Genomic DNA, 16484 nt, shown 5'->3' on the forward strand with positions numbered 1-16484 from the left:
CACTCCCGTTAAATGAGTCAAAAACTTATTATAGACTACGCAGTAAAACGCCAGTTTGATCACTCACCATGCTGCTCAAGCCAGCGGTACAAGGTGCGCCGGGTTACCCCAAGAATTTCAGCCGCCTTCGATTTATTACCCTCTGCGTGCACCAGCACTTTGCGTATGTATTGATTTTGATATTCGTCCAGAGTTGGCCACTCTGCGGCATATTCCACTTCGGGTTCATGCTCACTCTCCAGAATTCTTTGCGGTAAATCTTCAACCGCTATTTTGTCGTCTCTGGAAAAAGTAAACGCACGCTCTATCGCATTTTGCAGTTCGCGGACATTACCAGGAAAGCGATAGCGATAAAGCTGTTCAAGCGCAGCCGGTGAAATGCTCTGAACCGATTTGTCGCTGCCTTTCTGCAACTGTTGTAAAAAGTAGTTAGCGAGACGTTCAATGTCTTCACCGCGCTCGCGTAAAGGAGGCACTCGTAAACTAAAGGTTTCCAGCCGATAAAATAAGTCCTGCCGGAAGCGCCCGTCTTCAACGTGCTTTTCTAAGTCCTGGTGGGTAGCAGCCAATATGCGGACATTCACGGTTTCTTCTTCGTCGCTGCCCACCGCACGAATCGTGCCTTCCTGCAATACACGTAATAGTTTCGCCTGCAAAGCCATTGGCATTTCGCCAATTTCATCCAGTAGCAAGGTACCGCCGTCTGCCTGTTTCAATAAACCTTGCCGTTTTTTCTGCGCGCCGGTAAAAGCCCCGGCTGCATGGCCGAAAAATTCACTTTCCATTAAATCGGCCGGAATGCCGGCGCAGTTTACCGCCTGAAAGCTTTGTTCAGCGCGGTCACTTAACTGATGCAGCGCCTTTGCCACCAGCTCTTTACCGGTACCACTTTCGCCGGTGATCAGAACGCTTCCGTCAGCCGGCGCAATACGTTCTATTTGATCATAAAGCTTGCGCATTGACGGACTCTGCCCGACTAAACCACCCGGTCCTTTTTGCTGCTGACGGTAGCGCTTTAGCTCCCGCTGCAACGAGCGATGCTCAAGAATACGTTGTACACTTAGCAATAAATGTTCAACATCTAAAGGTTTGGTCAGAAAGTCATCCGCGCCCTGCTTTAACGCATCAACCGCCTGATCAACCGTGCCAAAAGCCGTAATTAATAACAGTGCCGGAGCGTTGTCTTCATTTTTCAGGCTGTCTAAAAGTGACAGCCCCGACTGACCCGGCAAGCGAATATCACTAATGATCAAGTCCAGAGTTGCAGCGGCTTTTTTAAAGCCTTCAACACTGCCCCAGGCAGTTACCTTATAGCCTTCAGCCTCAAGCTCTTCAACAAGCAGTTCCTGTAGAGCCGGATCATCCTCAATTACACCTATCATGGCTTTTGCTGCTGTCATTTACTGCCTCCGTTTTTAACCGCTTGCCGAACGCATTGTGCCGGTAAACTCAAAATAACCCGACAACCGTCATTTGGGTTATTGGTCAAAGACAATTCACCACCATGATCATTCAATACGTGCTTAACTATGGTCAAACCCAGACCCGTCCCTTTACCTTGTGGTTTATTGGTTTCGAACGGCTGTAATGCTTTATCTTTCATTGCATCAGGTAAACCTTCTCCGTCATCATCTATGGTAATGACGACTCCGTCATTAGCGTACTCAGCCGCGACAGCAACCTCAGATTCAGCGGCCTGCAAGCCATTGCGCAGTACGTTTACTAAGGCCAGTTCCAGTCGCTTTATGTCAACTTTAAGAATGACATCGACAAGCTCTTTAACTACCACTCTGGCAGAACCTTTATCCTGCTCAAACTCAATGCTGGTCATTGCCGTTGTTATCAGATCTCGCAGGGAAATGCTTTCTCTGTGCTGCACCGGCGTTCTTGAAAATGCCAGCAATTGATTCACCAGTCCGGTAAGCCTTTGTACCTGGCCTCTGACGGCCTTAAGTTGTCGCTGGCTGTCATCGTCTTTATGGTTACGTAATAATCGACTGGCGCGTCCATCAATAACAGTAAGCGGCGCTCCTAACTCATGGGCAACACCGCTGGCTACACTGCCAATAGCTGCCATTTTTTCCTGTTCCCGCAACGCTCGCTGCAACGACGCTTCGTGCTCACGTCGCTGTTCTAACTCCTGCTCCGCTTCAGTAATGCTATCCAGCATCCGGTTAAACCCCAGGGCAACATCCTGAAGCTCCGAAGGCCCGGCGGGTGTCACTCGAGTGCTTCGATTTCCTTTTGCGACTTGCAGCATTGCGTCTTTTAGTGCCACCACATGTCGCCCAACACCGCGATAATGCCCAAATACCAATACCGCAATAGTGATCAGGCCAAATGCAGCCCAGCTCAGCCAGGCATACTGACTCAGCGTTTCAAAAGACTCATCGAAGTCACTGGCCCGCCGGTTTATTTGTAGTAAGCCAATAATTCGGCCGCCACGATCAACAATAGGAAGGAATTGGGAGAAAACATCGCGACCTTCAACACGGCGGTAGTCGTCTTGCTTCACCCCCGTCTGAACAGTTTCCAGTGCGAGCTGGCTGTTGCTCAAATCGGTTTCGGTGATACCGGCTTCTGCGACTTGCTGACCATACACATTGTATACCGATGCCCCGTACACCCGGCCAATATTAAAGACTGAATCCAGGTTAGCCTGAACCGTTGCTAAGTCGTTATTAAGTAATGCATCGCTTATGGGTAAGCTAATGGCCCGTCCCAGCAGCTCTAAGTCACTTTTTAAACGCTCATTGGCTTCGTCAGATGCAACCTGCAGTCCAACACTTATCGCCACGCCCGAAATCAATAACATAGGCACAACGACATACATTAGAAGCCTTCGTTGCAGGCTGGATAGTGGCCAACTGTATCTTTTTGTCACACTGCCTCCTTTGACTGTGTACTAAGGATACACATTTTTGGGCTGACTTTCTGAGCGCTAACTGAAAAAAACTAAAAGCATATTAAAATCAACACGTTAAAAAGTTGGCACAGTCTTCGCTTTAGTTAGAGCGTTAATAAAAACTGATAAATTCAATTAGGAGATTATCATGCAAAAGACAATTATCGCATTAGCAACTGTATTCGCGCTGGGTAGTACTGCGGCAATGGCTCAACAGCAGCAATCGCAGGATCCTATGGCTCAGCAGCAGCAAACTCAGGAAATCACTGAAGGTATGCTGGTTAAATTTGTAACCGCTATGGAAGACGTTCAGGGTGTTACTGAAAAATACCGTGACCAGTTCCAGGAAGCTGAGAACCAGGAAGAGGCTCGTGAAATTCAGCAGTCTGCACAGGAAGAAATGATTGCAGCCGTTGAAGATGCAGGCCTTACTCCGCAAGAATACAACATGATTATTCAGCAGGCACAAAACGACGAAGAGTTACGTGCACGCTTAGAAGAAATGACAGGTGAAGAAAACTCTTAATCGTTAGTTCCATTTAATACAAAGCCCGCGGCTCTTTCTGAGTCGCGGGCTTTTTCATTTAAAGTTTAAACAGCTTCCCCTCACTTAATCCATTTAGCATCAAGCTTTCGATTTTTTTCAAACTTTTACAATATATTGTATTGATCACATGTTGATTTAATGTAACAAAAGATGCTGTGTTGTTGATTTAACACACAAAATCGATAAAAACTCCCGGGGGGAACATAATAATGAAAACAAACTTTAAATACTCGCTATGTGCATTAGCAATAGGAGCCGCATTCGCGTCACCGGTCAGCTTTGCGCAGGATCAAGAGAATCAGGCAGAAGATGACGCTCTTGAACGCATTCAGGTCACAGGCTCCAGAATCTCACGAACCGATATGGAAGGCGCTTCTCCTGTCGAAGTTATTGACAGAGAAAGCATTGAAGCCTCAGGTTTTAACAACCTTCAGCAACTTCTCGAGCGCTTGCCATCGGCCGGTGTGGGAACCTTCTCAACTCAGGGCAATAGCCAGGACACTACCGCGAACGGCGCTGCTGCAATTAGCTTGCGTGGCTTTGGTGCCGACTCAACACTGGTCTTGCTTAACGGCCGTCGTGTAGCGGTTTCTTCCTTTGCCGAAGGCGTAGCAAATTCATTTGTCGACATTAACTCAATTCCCGTAGCGGCGATTGAACGCATCGATATTCTGAAAGACGGTGCTTCCGCTATTTACGGTTCTGACGCCGTAGCTGGTGTCGTTAATATTATTTTAAGAGATGACTTTGTCGGTACAGAGCTAACGGCCAGTCACGGTGGAACAACCGGTGATGCTAACTACGAAGAAACCAGTATGAGTCTGGTCTGGGGCACGGGTGGAGACGACAGCAATACCACCATGATTCTGGATTACTGGAAAAACACCTCGATTACAGGTGCCGAGTTTGGCAGAAACGGTACTGCAAACCAAAGTCCATGGGGCGGTAATGACTTTCGCTCATCACGAGGCTTTCCGGGAAGCTTTATTGTTGACGGTGAGGAGCAGCCCGATCCGGACTGTCCGGAAGATTCACTGGTTGGAACACGCTGTGTATTTGACTACGGTCCTTATGCGCAAATCTTCCCGGAAGCTGAACGCGTAGGTGCTATTATCCAGTCTCGTAAAGAGTTTTCGCGAGACGTTGAGGGCTATATCGAAGTAGCCGCTCAGCATAACCGCTCAAAAGCCGGTGGCGCACCGACACCGTTAGACGCCGATGCCGGACTCTATGTCCCGGCTGATCACCCTAACAACCCTTGGGGTGAGCGTGTCGATATCAACTTTTTCCGGACAGTAGATGCCGGTGCCCGTATTTGGGATGTTGAATCCGACACTTTACGTTTTATTGCGGGCTTACGCGGAGACTTAGACGGCTGGGCATGGGATATCTCTTACCAAAAAGGCCGCAGCGAAGGCATGCAAACGGGTTCACGTGAGCAAGGATGGGTACGTACTGACTTTTTGCAGGAGCAAATTAACGCTGGCAACTACAATCCATTTGGCGGCACCATCAACGACCCTGAAGTCATTAATGACATTACTACTTCACTGGTACGCCGGGGTGAATCCCACCTGACCGCAGTTGATGCCAGTATCGCTGGCGAAGCGTTCCAATTGGGTGAGCATTGGGTCTCCATGGCAGCCGGTCTTGAATACCGTGAAGAAGACGTATTTGACCAACCGGATGATCAGTTCCAGCGTGGTCTTATCTTTGGTACCGAATCGGTGCAAGCCGAAGCTGAGCGCGACCAGTGGGCTGCTTATGTCGAATTTCTCATTCCAATTACTGATCAGTTAGAAGCAACTGTTGCCGGTCGTTACGATGACTACAGTGACTTTGGCTCAACCTTCAATCCGCAGTTTAAATTGCAATGGCGTCCGACTGAAGACGTGACGTTACGAGCATCCTACGGCGAAGGTTTCCGTGCTCCGTCACTGGCACAAATTGGTCTGGGTCCATCGCAGGTTTCAACTTTCTTTATTGATGAATATCGTTGCGAAACCGATGGCGAAAGCTGTGTACCACTGGATTACACCATTGTATTCTCCGGCTCTGAAGACCTGCAGCCAGAAGAGTCATCAAGCTATAATATTGGTGGTATTTGGCAGGTCACTGACGCGTTTGATATCTCTGCTGATTACTGGTCAATTGAACAAGATAACAAAATTGTTCAAAACGACTTTGAGAACGTTTACAACGAGCACTGTAACGACCAGGACAGCGAGGTCTGTGAGCGCCGCGACCCACTACCAGGAGATGAGCTGGGTGAGTTGGCTGTTCTTTACAACACCTACGTTAACCTTTCCAGTCAGGAAGCTGCAGGGGTTGATTTTTCAGCAAACTATAACTGGCAACTACAAGACATTGGCGATGTTCGTTTAGGTCTTGATTGGTCTTACATGAGCAAGTTCGAGAAAGACGGTATCGACTATGCCGGCGAGTACGAGTATCCGGAGCACCGCTGGACAGCCCGTGCAGAATGGGGACGTGATGCTTTAGGTGTTAACCTCAATCTGAACTACATTGGTGAGTTTGAAGATTATCAGGCACCGGCTAACGTTGAGTCGAGTGAAACCCGTATGATTGATAAGCAACTGTTGGTTGATTTACAAGCATACTACGATGTGACCTCGGAACTTCGTTTGACGATTGGTACCACCAACCTGTTCGACGAAGAGCCACCGGAAGCGTTTAACAACGACCTTTACGGCTATGCACCAAGCGTTCACAACCCTCGTGGCCGCTTTGTTTACTCAAAAGTCAGTTACTCGTTCTAAGAGTTCAGTTTTAAAAGACTGTAAAATCCGTAATCAGTTAGTGCTGATTGCGGATTTTTTTGATCATCTCTCCTATGCTTTACGTAGGCCTAACTAGAAGATTCTTTAACGCAAGGAGAAAGCGAAGTGAAAGCATCCGATTTATTCGTAAAAGCACTTGAAAACGAGGGTGTGAAGTACATTTTCGGCATTCCCGGCGAAGAAAACCTGGACTTACTTGAGTCCCTATCAAAGTCTGATATCGAACTTATTTTAACCCGGCATGAACAGGGCGCTGGCTTTATGGCTGCCACATACGGTCGCCTGACCGGAAAGCCCGGCGTGTGTCTATCAACCCTGGGGCCGGGTGCAACGAATCTGGTTACCCCTGTGGCCTATGCTCAGCTTGGCGCTATGCCCATGGTTGTGGTTACCGGACAAAAACCCATAAAGGAGCGTCATCAGGGTCAATTCCAAATCATTGATGTGGTCGACATGATGACCCCCATTACCAAATACACTCAGGCGATTATTAGCGCCAGCAGCATTCCGGCGCACATACGCGAAGCTTTCCGTCGCGCTGAGGACGAACGCCCGGGCGCTTCTCATCTGGAGTTATCGGATGACATCAGCCGCGAGGAGGTCAGCAGCCTTCCAATACAAGCCAGTCATTCGCGCCGCCCCATTACCGAGCATAAGTCGGTACGCCACGTGCTGGAACTTCTGCGAGAAGCAAAACACCCGGTGTTGCTGATAGGTGCCGCTGCCAACCGTAAAATTACGGCAAAAATGTTACGCGCCTTTGTCGATAAAACCGGCATTCCTTTTATTACCACCCAAATGGGTAAAGGCGTTATCAATGAGGATCATCCTCGCTGGCTGGGTAACGCGGCCGTTTCCGATGGAGACTACCCGCACCGGGCGATAGAGAAAGCGGATTTAATCCTTAATGTGGGCCACGACGTGGTAGAGAAGCCCCCATTTATGATGAAAACCGGCGATAATGACAAACGTAAAGTGGTACACATTAACTTTCAGGGCGCAGAAGTCGACTCAGTTTACTTCCCGCACGCCAGCATGATTGGTGATATTGGCAACAGCATCTGGCAATTAAAAGAGGGAACTGAGCCACAAGACCACTGGGACTTCGACTTTATGCTGAAGGTTCGCGACCATATGCGTGACCATACCGATGAAGGCGCCGACGATGGTAGCTTCCCGGTTTTACCACAGCGTCTGGTGGAAGATGTCCGTGAAGTGATGCCGGACGACGGTGTCATTGCACTGGACAACGGCATCTACAAAATTTGGTTTGCCCGTAATTACCCAGCGCGTCAGCCAAATACTGTACTGCTGGATAATGCACTGGCTTCAATGGGTGCCGGCTTACCTTCTGCAATGGCTGCTAAGCTGGTTAACCCGGAAAAGAAAGTTATGGCAATATGCGGTGACGGCGGCTTTATGATGAACTCGCAGGAGCTTGAAACCGCGGTGCGCATGGGGCTGGATATTGTTGTCGTTATCCTTAATGACAGCGGTTACGGCATGATCAAATGGAAACAGCAACACATGAAACTCAGCGACTATGGCTTAGATTTCAATAACCCGGATTTTGTGAAATATGCAGAGTCTTATGGTGCGAAGGGCTATCGTTTAGACAAAACTGAGAATCTGATACCGCTGCTAAAAGACTGCTTAGATAAGCCCGGGGTTCACCTTATTGATGTTCCGGTGGACTATTCACAAAATGACCGGCTGCTGAATGAGGAAATTCCCCAGCGCAGCCGTGCCATTAAAGCCGATTAATCACGGTTAGGATCAGTATCCGCGAAGTAAGGATAGTCGTTTAATTTATCGACAAAGGCCTGAAGTCGCGGATACTTATCCAGATTGAAACGTTCACGGAATAAGCCCCAGCTTAAGAAACAACCTAAACGTAGCTCTCCGTCACTAAAGGGGTGAGGCCCTTCATAAGCAACCGCATGCTCTTTGTCTTCCATGAGTTGAAGTATGTCTTCAATACGCTGCTGCTGGCGCTTAAGGTAAGGTACCTTATCTGGTGTTACACCCGCTTTTTCTAACAAGAACAAATTAATGGCAGCATCCATAGCCGTGTTTACCAGGCAGTACTGATCAAAATCTTTTGTGTCCGCAAAAAAACGCTCATCGGCTTTTTCCCGAACGTATTTTAGTATGCTGCTTGAGTCATGAAGGCGCAGATCATTGTGGTGCAAAAACGGCACCTTTTTAGCCGGGGTTAATTTAGCGCTGGTTTCAAAGTCCGTTTCGGTAAATGAGAATTTTGTCTTTGTCTCCAGTAAAGCAATGCGACAATGCCTAACGAACGGCGAGGTATAACTTCCGAACAATTCCATGATCTTCTCCTGTTAATGATCTCGACAAGCTTCGTCTGGGTACTCCAGCTCTATGGTTGTATGAGCCAACTCAAACACAGCTAACTGTTCTGATATTTGTTGTTTTAAAAGCGCTCTTTCCGCGCATTCCAGTTCTTTTGATACCACAATATGCGCCGTTAATACATGGCGCTCACCATCCAAAGACCAGAAATGTAAGTGGTGGGCATCATTCACGAGTTCTAACGAGGTTAATTGTTCGCGTATTTGCCGATAAACTTCCGGGTCGGGGGACGCCTGTACAAAGAGTTTAACCGTAGAACCCAGGTGACGAATAACGTTCACCAAAATAAACAGGGTAAAAGCAATGGATAAAAGGGGGTCTAAAATAGGCCAGTCGACAAACATAAGAATGATCGACACAATTAGCACCGCTACCCAGCCCAATACGTCTTCAAGCAGATGCCAGTTAAGCACTCGTTCATTCAGCGACTTGCCATGAGAAAGCTTAAATGCCGCATAGCCATTCACAATGACACCGAACACGGCCAATAGCGCCATACCTTCGGCCATTGGCATTACCGGGTTCCATAAACGAGGAATAGCTTCGAATAAAATCCAGATAGAACCTGCCGTCAGTACAACAGCATTAATAAAAGCACCCACCAGAGAAAGCCGCTGGTAGCCGTAGGTAAAGGTGTGGGTTGCGTCTTTTCGACTGAACTTATCCAACAGCCAGGCCATACCAATAGAGATGCTGTCGCCGAGATCATGCACTGCGTCAGCTAAAATAGCGGTACTGTTAGTCAACACTCCGCCAATAAACTCAATAATGGTAAAACACAGGTTAAGGAAAAACGCCCAGCCAATGCGCTCTGACGAGCTTTCGTGGTGATGATGGTGATGGTGCATAGCATCCTTAACTGTTAATCAAATGTACTTTTCAGGCGATAAAAATGCGCATAAAAATGAGCCATATTGTTAATTTAACACTCTTCTGTACGGCAAATGAAGTATTGCTTACGCATCTTTAACAGTGCAAAATTTCGCCAAATTTAGATCCCTCTAAATTAAGATGATGTAACTTTTCTCAGGAGCTTTAAATGAAGTACTCTCTAGCAGCTTGTTTCGGTGCTGCAGCACTGGTCATGAGCCTGCCTTCTCAGGCACAAGATAAAATTCAGTGGAGTGGTTTTGGTAATATCGCAGCAGGTATGACAACTGGCAGCGACGACGAACTGTTTGGCTACGATAACGACGTAGACTTTAATCCGGAGAGCTTATTTGCACTACAAGCAAAAGCCAACTTATCTGACAAACTCAGTGTCACCGCACAGATTATGTCTCGTGGCTCAGAGGACTTCGACTTAGGTGTTGAATGGGCCTACTTACAGTACCAACTAACCGACGCGGCAAGCATTAACGTGGGTAAATTGCGCCTGCCTTTCTATATGTATTCAGACTCTCTGGATATAGGTTACAGCTACCACTGGCTACGCACACCTCAAAGTGTCTATCGTGTCGCTTTCGACAATTACACTGGTGTGAGCTTCCAGCACAACGCCTTTGTCGGTAACTTTATCTTCAATACGCAAGTTATTGCCGGCAACATGCAAGACGATATTGAAGCAGGTGGCAGCGAAGCGGCAGAAGCAGAAATGAATAACCTGATAGGTTTTAATACCAGCGCCATCTACAACAACCTGACCATGCGTATTGCGTATTACCAGACCAACGATACCAATATTCACCTTAATGAGATTGACGGCTTGCTGGCAACGCTAAGAGAAGCGGGTGCTGCACAGGTCGCTTCAGAGCTGGAAGTTTCTGAAGACAAAGGGACTTTCGCTGGTGTCGGTTTTATGTACGACAATTTCAACTGGTTTGTAGGTGGAGAATATACCGAGCTTGAAGTTGATGGCAGCTATATTCCTGAACAGCGCTCTAGTTACCTTACTGCAGGTAAGCGTTTTGAAGACTGGACATTACACGCTACCGTTGGCCAAACCGACGATAAAGTCATTGATGCCGAGCGTTTCAGCGTTCCTGTTCCTCAGTTACAAGCCGTTATTAACCAAGTAGCAACTCAGGTTATTAGCGAGAACACTTACACCTCTGTAGGCGCCAACTTTAACATCGCGCCAAGCGCTGTACTGAAGTTTGACGTTACCCATTCTGACGACAAGTTAATCGATGAGTCTGACGTACTGGTTTCCGCTGCAGTTCAATTTGTATTTTAAGGAATTATGATGAAAAAGTTTGCTGTATTTCTCATCGTTATAGCGACAAGCCTGCTGAGCTTTTCAGCTCTTGCACAAAATGGCGTAGTCGTTTCACAAACTGAGATTAACGAAGAGTCAGTTTCTCGAATATTCCTGGGGCAGTCGCGAGTTTTAACCGGGGTAAACTTACCTGAAGACTCAGCAACCCGAAAGGCTTTCGAAGAAACCTTATTAGGGCAGTCTGGTGAGCAGCTTAAACGCCACTGGGCAAAGTTGAAGTTCACCGGTCGTGCAACGCCGCTAGATACTTTGGCAAATGATGATGCGGTTATTGAGTTTTTACTGAGTAACCCACAGGGCATTGGGTATGTTTCTGATAAAAGCAAAGTGTCAGGTGATTTGAAGGTAATTGCTACTTTCTAAACAATAAGAATAAAACCTCCGGTTGTTTGCCGGAGGTTTTACTTCGATACCTGGTTTCGGCCCTTCTCTTTCGATTCATATAACGCAGCATCCGCTTTTTCTAACCAGTTCTCAGCAATTGAAAATTCATTAGAAAACTCAGCAACGCCTGCGCTTACTGTCAGTTTTAGCTGCTCATCGTTATATTCTTTGCCTAAGGGCAGAAGCGTTTCCTCTATCTGCTTTCTCAGGCGTTCGGCCACTAACACAGCATCATTTAATGACGTTTTAGGTAAGAGTATGACAAACTCTTCTCCACCGTAACGACCACAGGCATCCGTTTCTCGCTGACTTCCCAGTATAATATCTGCTATTAGCTGAATAGCGCGGTCACCAATTTGGTGCCCATAAGTGTCATTAACCTGCTTAAAGTGATCAATATCCATCATAATAACTGAAGCGGTGTCTTCGTAACGCTTACAACGAAGAAACTCCTGCTCAAACAGCGTTTGCCAATGTCCGCGATTAACGAGCTGGGTTAAAGCATCGGTCTGACTGATAGTTTTTAACTTTAATAAATTATTGGCTTCCTCACTGACGTCATAAACCAACGCACAAACATGGTGAATTTGCTTGTCCGTGGAGAATAGAGGAAATAACGTTACGTTCTGGAACATCAAATCAGATTCAGCCGTAAAAGGCCGGGTGTTTTCAAAGTTCAGAATATGGGGCTCTTGCTGCCAGTTACAGTGGGCCTGAATACCCAACTTTAAAACGGACTCAGTTTTATATTGGAACCAGCTTTTAGGTAAGGTTGGCAATAGCGTAAACAAATTTTCATCTTTAGCGACAACGCTACTGATGCCGCTATGGTTTTCCATAAAGCCATTCCACACTTTAACGTTGTAATCGCGGTCAAAAACAATCAACCCAACCTCAATGTTCTGAAGAATTTGCAGTACCCAGTGTAGGTTGGTGATGTCTAGTTCCTCTTTATTCATCGATAAAGTACCCGGCTCGTTCTTCAAGTGCAGCAATTGAAGCTTCAGTGAAAATAACGTAGAGATCGCAATTTAAATGGTAATCAGGGATCTCATAATCGATGGTAATGATTAAAACTTCTTTATCTTTCACATCCTCTTTAAAAACATTATTGACGGTTTCGCTCATTCCCAAGAAAGCTGGCTGGCTAATATTTAACTCTAAATCCAGTTGCGATGAGAACCGCTTTAAAAAAGCGGCAATAAGCGTTGAGGCAACATCTAAAAGGACACTTCGGCTGTCGTCCTTAAATTCATAACCGTGATAGTCCGACAACTTAGACGGTAAGTCGTTTAGGGTCCGGTTATCAACACAGAGAATGGCTTCTCCGGCTATAGCGTTACCAACAAAACCTTCGGACACCATGTTTACCCGGATATTTTCATCGTGAAGTTCGTTAATCAGAGTATTGTATGGGCGCTTAGCAACATCGGGCACAGGTAGCTGAATAAAGGAACCCAGCATACCACCAAGCAGTTTTGCCGCATCACCAAGCGCAATATTGCTCACTTCCTTTAAAATATCGGTAGGTTCAATATGCTCCGTTTTTGTCTTCTTACGCTGGTGGTTCCCGGGCAATAACTCTCTGATAAGGCCGTAGCGCTCAAGTACATCGTGCAACTCTTCAGAAACAATGGGTTTCTTTATAAAACCCAAAGCTCCGAGCTTTTCAACCCGGCGCTGAGACTCTTCCTGTATGTCGCCGGAAACAACAATAGTCAGGCAGTCTAACTGCTTTTCCTTAATGTTCTGTAATACCTCAAAACCATCCATAACCGGCATAGTTAAATCCAGAAACAGCAGCTCAACAAGACCTTGCTCTACAAGATCTAAAGCTTCTTGCCCGTTTTCAGCAAAGCGCACCTCAATGTCCCAACTCTTGGGTAAGGCATGCTCAATGCTTTTTCGAGCAACTTTTGAGTCATCACATATCAGAACTTTCATAGTCTAAACATGGCATAACAAAGCCTGTCCGTTAAGGTACTTTACAAAATATAGACGGCCATTCCGCCCAATAACCAGAATACACTCACACCACAAAGGCCAGTCATAACCTTTTCACTTACCGAGGACGAACCGCCATGGTCATGGTGGTGGTGATGGTCGTGCTCTTTTTGTTTCTTACGCCAAAGAACAATCATGACCACGCTTAGTAGTAAGAAAATAAGGTTCAGAACAAAGCCATAATCAAGTTTGAAATGTTTCTGCTCGGCCGGTGACGACCATTGTGATGCGTCCGGCAGTAAATCAAAGGCGAACAGTCCATAGTGCATAACCAGGGATGCTGCCACCAGACAAGTGAAAAGCATTAAGGCAATATACAGCGCCATTTTCCAGCCATAGTAACGAGCATTAATTTTTAGTACCGGCAGTACAATTAAGTCGGAGAAGATGAACGCCATAACACCTGCAAAGGCTACGCCCTCACCGAACAAGACGGCAGCCAATGGAATGTTACCCATAGAGCCAATAAAGGTGAAAAATGCGGCTACCGGGCCCACTACCGCTTGTTGCAGTAATGACCAGAAACCCGGGTCACCCTCAGTACCTACGCCAATAAACAGCCATTCAAAAAACGCGCTTGGTACAAAAGCGGAAATAACACCGGCAACGGTAAAACCAATAAGCACGTCTTTCCAGACCATCTGCCATTCCATAACGTACTTTTGACCAACTTTTTTCCAGGTATCTGAGCTAAAGAGATCAGACAACGTGCTCTCATGTTGATGCTCGTCGTCTTCTTCGTCTTCTTCTCGGGCGTTTTTGATGAGGTTTTTGGGGTTAGTTACCGTAATAAAAAGCCAGACGAATAAAATCAGCAGCAACCCGCCAACGTATTCACCAACCACAAACTGCCAACCGAGGAAAATAGAAATAACAAAACCCAGTTCAATGACCAGGTTGGTAGAGGCCAGCATAAAGGCCATTGAAGCACTAAAGGCCGCCCCTTTATTGAACAATGCCCGCGTAGTTGAAAGTGCAGCAAAACTGCAGGAACTGGAGATAAAGCCAAAAAAAGTGCCCAGCGACACGGATTTGAGATCATTGCCGCCCATAGCCTTGCGCATTCGCCGCTTAGTGATAAGCACTTGAATTAGGCTACTGATCAAATAACCTAATACAAACGCCCATAAAGCCATCCAGAAAAAGCCCAGGCTGGTGTACGCCGATTCGCCCCATAGTGATAAGAAATTTTCCATGATAGCTCCTTTTACTTGAAGCCCACCTTCATTTCCTGCTCATGTCCATGATGGGCATTTCCTGGTTACTATTTACAACCTACGTTATTCTCCGAAATTTGATCTCTACCTGAATGGACTTCTGTATCCGCTTTAAGTTCTAACATTGAGCATTCAGGTAAATAATTAAGTAGTCTAAAAAGACGACTAAAGTGCAGCAAAGCAAGTGAAAAGGCTGTCACCATAGGACTCGAACCAGCCCTTAGTACCCTCGAGTGACTCCGTTTCACAACTTGAAGCCACTATGATTGGGCCCGCAAAATTATCTAGTAAAGGGCTCAGTAGAGCCCCGAGAGTAACTTGGAAAAGCAGATTCAGCAGTACAAAACTTACTGATTCTCGGTAGTCTTTCATGAGGTTCACACAGTGTTACTAATTCCATCGAACCAAAGTAACAGGTATTTCACCACCGGTGTACTCGAACTCGACTTCAACAAGACCACCGCTATCGGCAATAGCTACCAAGGCATCGCAATCCGCGTTTTCAGCACAGAGGAACTCATATTGATAAAAGCCATAAACTCCCTCTTCTTTATCAGTAAAAGGGTTTCCGCTAAGTTCTACTTCGCTGTAAACATAGCTGGTGCCAACGGAGTCGGACTGCGAGCTAATAACTTCGACCAGCTCAATTGATATTGAACTGCCATCGGCAACACCTTCAGTATCAACGTTTTTCTCAAGTACACGTAACTCATAAGAGGTTCCGAACTCATGTTCAAAGCCCTCAATACTAGTGGTGAAAATTTCTTGTCCACTTTGATTAGTTCCATGTCCAGTTATTGGCGGGGTAAATTGAATACCTAAACCGTAATACACGGGTTCAGACGCCACTGTGACGGTATATTCAATTCCCTCATCAGAATCATTTGAGCCGCCGCAACCAAACAAATATGCGGTCATAAATGTGAGTAACAAGGAACGTGACAGGGTTTTAAATTCCATTTATTCGTACTCCTGATTATAGATAAGGTAAATTGCAGAAAGATAATCGGTTTAAAAATAAGTTAAATAATTGTAACATTATTTATGTTTTTAATTAATCGTTTTAATCAGCGAAAGTCTTGTAGAAACAGGAAGTTGCATTTAGGGAATGATAATGAATTATAAATTTTAGGCGTTGTTCTTTTCGGTTCTACTTCTTGCTTCCTGTGGTTCGGGGGAGAATTCTACACCACCTCCGCCATCAGACAAACAATCTGTTAACTTATCGTTCGACTTTTCGGAAAGTTCTCAGGAATTCGAGATTAGTGTTGCAGACTATGCTGTTGAGCATGAAAGAAATGATGAAATCGTTTCAACGCTGTCTCAACTTCCTGAACCCTATGAGTATCGTAAGGGGGTTGAGTTTAGCTGGTACAACTACTCAAGCGATATGAAAGGATATATAAAGAAAAACATTTCAGACTTAAAGCCCGATACGACGTATAACGTCGACTTTCAAGTGAATGTTTTAACCGTTGAATCAGAACAGTGCATTGGCGGAGGAGGCAGCCCCGGCTCTTCTGTTAATGTAAAAGCCTCCCTCTTGCCGCAGGAGCCTACCCGCTTTGTATCCTATGAAAGCGCTCCAGAGGGCATTTATAGAGTCGATATTGATGATGGGCAATCAGGAGGCGATGATGTCGCGTTGTTAGGACATATTGGCCTGCCAATATCTTGTGAAACTTCTAAAGAGTGGACTTCCCAGCTTTCACTAGACAGTCTGTAGGTTATCAAAATACGCCTTTTCAAAGTTAGCAGGCGAGACACCATGTGTAGAGCGATTCGGTGTATTGCCCAGATTATGGGATTCCACAAACGTAGAAGACATATTTTTTGGCGTCTAAATTTGGCCCCATCCAATTAATCCCAAAAACTCATAAGCCAGAGAGTTACATTACTGTCAGAGATGTATTATCTCAAAATGAGCTCCCCTAATTGAAAACAGGTACTGCAGCTCAAAACGACCGTCTTCACAAAAAGGCGGGATTTTCCGGGCTCAATATGCAAAGAATGACACCTTCTAAACCAGGGG

The 16484-nt window shown here is 46.1% G+C and carries 14 protein-coding genes; 6 read left to right on the forward strand and 8 right to left on the reverse strand.

Translation table 11 applies throughout. The features are described from left to right. Positions 1 to 59: 59 nt before the first annotated feature. Both BM359_RS07190 and BM359_RS07195 read right to left on the reverse strand, forming a co-directional pair. A complete protein-coding gene (locus tag BM359_RS07190; RefSeq protein ID WP_054489024.1) occupies positions 60 to 1400 on the reverse strand; it encodes a sigma-54-dependent transcriptional regulator in 1341 nt (446 codons plus the stop codon). Continuing rightward, a complete protein-coding gene (locus tag BM359_RS07195) occupies positions 1397 to 2884 on the reverse strand; it encodes a sensor histidine kinase (RefSeq protein ID WP_234972472.1) in 1488 nt (495 codons plus the stop codon). The genes BM359_RS07190 and BM359_RS07195 overlap by 4 nt, the downstream gene beginning before the upstream one ends. 169 nt (positions 2885 to 3053) lie before the next feature. Between BM359_RS07195 and BM359_RS07200 the strand changes: the two genes are divergently transcribed. From BM359_RS07200 to BM359_RS07210, 3 genes are all read left to right on the forward strand, one after another. Continuing rightward, positions 3054 to 3431, forward strand: a complete 378-nt coding sequence (locus BM359_RS07200; protein WP_054489021.1) for a DUF4168 domain-containing protein — start codon at positions 3054 to 3056, stop codon at positions 3429 to 3431. A 230-nt stretch (positions 3432 to 3661) separates the two neighbouring features. Continuing rightward, positions 3662 to 6232: a TonB-dependent receptor gene (locus BM359_RS07205; RefSeq protein WP_054489019.1), complete on the forward strand. Its 2571-nt coding sequence runs from the start codon at positions 3662 to 3664 to the stop codon at positions 6230 to 6232. A gap of 126 nt (positions 6233 to 6358) precedes the next feature. Continuing rightward, the gene (locus BM359_RS07210) at positions 6359 to 8017 is read left to right on the forward strand and encodes an acetolactate synthase large subunit (RefSeq protein ID WP_054489018.1); all 1659 of its coding nucleotides are present in this window, start codon (positions 6359 to 6361) and stop codon (positions 8015 to 8017) included. Here BM359_RS07210 and BM359_RS07215 read toward each other — a convergent pair. Then, a complete protein-coding gene (locus BM359_RS07215; RefSeq protein WP_054489016.1) occupies positions 8014 to 8586 on the reverse strand; it encodes a glutathione S-transferase family protein in 573 nt (190 codons plus the stop codon). The genes BM359_RS07210 and BM359_RS07215 overlap by 4 nt on opposite strands. Positions 8587 to 8598: 12 nt before the next feature. Next, a complete protein-coding gene (locus BM359_RS07220) occupies positions 8599 to 9477 on the reverse strand; it encodes a cation diffusion facilitator family transporter (protein ID WP_054489013.1) in 879 nt (292 codons plus the stop codon). Between the two features lie 191 nt (positions 9478 to 9668). Between BM359_RS07220 and BM359_RS07225 the strand changes: the two genes are divergently transcribed. Then, on the forward strand, positions 9669 to 10805 hold the full coding sequence (locus BM359_RS07225) for a hypothetical protein (RefSeq protein WP_054489011.1): 1137 nt from the start codon (positions 9669 to 9671) through the stop codon (positions 10803 to 10805). Positions 10806 to 10814: 9 nt separating this feature from the next. Continuing rightward, positions 10815 to 11210 (forward strand): type 2 periplasmic-binding domain-containing protein, encoded by a 396-nt coding sequence (locus BM359_RS07230; RefSeq protein WP_054489008.1) that lies wholly within the window; start codon positions 10815 to 10817, stop codon positions 11208 to 11210. A gap of 38 nt (positions 11211 to 11248) precedes the next feature. Here the strand turns inward: BM359_RS07230 and BM359_RS07235 are convergent, their stop codons facing one another. From BM359_RS07235 to BM359_RS07250, 4 genes are all read right to left on the reverse strand, one after another. Further along, positions 11249 to 12190: a GGDEF domain-containing protein gene (locus BM359_RS07235; RefSeq protein ID WP_054489006.1), complete on the reverse strand. Its 942-nt coding sequence runs from the start codon at positions 12188 to 12190 to the stop codon at positions 11249 to 11251. Next, positions 12183 to 13175: a response regulator gene (locus BM359_RS07240; RefSeq protein ID WP_054489004.1), complete on the reverse strand. Its 993-nt coding sequence runs from the start codon at positions 13173 to 13175 to the stop codon at positions 12183 to 12185. Before BM359_RS07240 ends, BM359_RS07235 begins: the two co-directional genes overlap by 8 nt. 41 nt (positions 13176 to 13216) lie before the next feature. Then, positions 13217 to 14431 carry a permease gene (locus BM359_RS07245; protein WP_054489001.1) on the reverse strand — a complete coding sequence of 405 codons (1215 nt, stop codon included), beginning with the start codon at positions 14429 to 14431 and terminating at the stop codon, positions 13217 to 13219. A gap of 411 nt (positions 14432 to 14842) precedes the next feature. Continuing rightward, positions 14843 to 15412, reverse strand: coding sequence for a DUF4377 domain-containing protein (locus tag BM359_RS07250; RefSeq protein WP_054488999.1), 570 nt, complete (start codon positions 15410 to 15412; stop codon positions 14843 to 14845). A 430-nt stretch (positions 15413 to 15842) separates the two neighbouring features. Between BM359_RS07250 and BM359_RS13040 the strand changes: the two genes are divergently transcribed. Continuing rightward, positions 15843 to 16178 carry a hypothetical protein gene (locus BM359_RS13040; protein ID WP_143441139.1) on the forward strand — a complete coding sequence of 112 codons (336 nt, stop codon included), beginning with the start codon at positions 15843 to 15845 and terminating at the stop codon, positions 16176 to 16178. The last annotated feature ends 306 nt before the right edge of the window (positions 16179 to 16484 follow it).

This window comes from Idiomarina abyssalis, assembly GCF_900116625.1.
In the GTDB taxonomy this organism is placed as follows: Bacteria; Pseudomonadota; Gammaproteobacteria; order Enterobacterales; family Alteromonadaceae; genus Idiomarina; species Idiomarina abyssalis.

Coding starts and splice junctions, on each gene's coding strand:
- BM359_RS07240 (WP_054489004.1), bottom strand. CDS start 13,175: ATGAAAGTTCTGATATGTGATGACTCAAAAGTTGCTCGAAAAAGCATT.
- BM359_RS13040 (WP_143441139.1), top strand. CDS start 15,843: ATGAAAGGATATATAAAGAAAAACATTTCAGACTTAAAGCCCGATACG.
- BM359_RS07215 (WP_054489016.1), bottom strand. CDS start 8,586: ATGGAATTGTTCGGAAGTTATACCTCGCCGTTCGTTAGGCATTGTCGC.
- BM359_RS07205 (WP_054489019.1), top strand. CDS start 3,662: ATGAAAACAAACTTTAAATACTCGCTATGTGCATTAGCAATAGGAGCC.
- BM359_RS07190 (WP_054489024.1), bottom strand. CDS start 1,400: ATGACAGCAGCAAAAGCCATGATAGGTGTAATTGAGGATGATCCGGCT.
- BM359_RS07225 (WP_054489011.1), top strand. CDS start 9,669: ATGAAGTACTCTCTAGCAGCTTGTTTCGGTGCTGCAGCACTGGTCATG.
- BM359_RS07230 (WP_054489008.1), top strand. CDS start 10,815: ATGAAAAAGTTTGCTGTATTTCTCATCGTTATAGCGACAAGCCTGCTG.
- BM359_RS07200 (WP_054489021.1), top strand. CDS start 3,054: ATGCAAAAGACAATTATCGCATTAGCAACTGTATTCGCGCTGGGTAGT.
- BM359_RS07245 (WP_054489001.1), bottom strand. CDS start 14,431: ATGGAAAATTTCTTATCACTATGGGGCGAATCGGCGTACACCAGCCTG.
- BM359_RS07220 (WP_054489013.1), bottom strand. CDS start 9,477: ATGCACCATCACCATCATCACCACGAAAGCTCGTCAGAGCGCATTGGC.
- BM359_RS07250 (WP_054488999.1), bottom strand. CDS start 15,412: ATGGAATTTAAAACCCTGTCACGTTCCTTGTTACTCACATTTATGACC.
- BM359_RS07235 (WP_054489006.1), bottom strand. CDS start 12,190: ATGAATAAAGAGGAACTAGACATCACCAACCTACACTGGGTACTGCAA.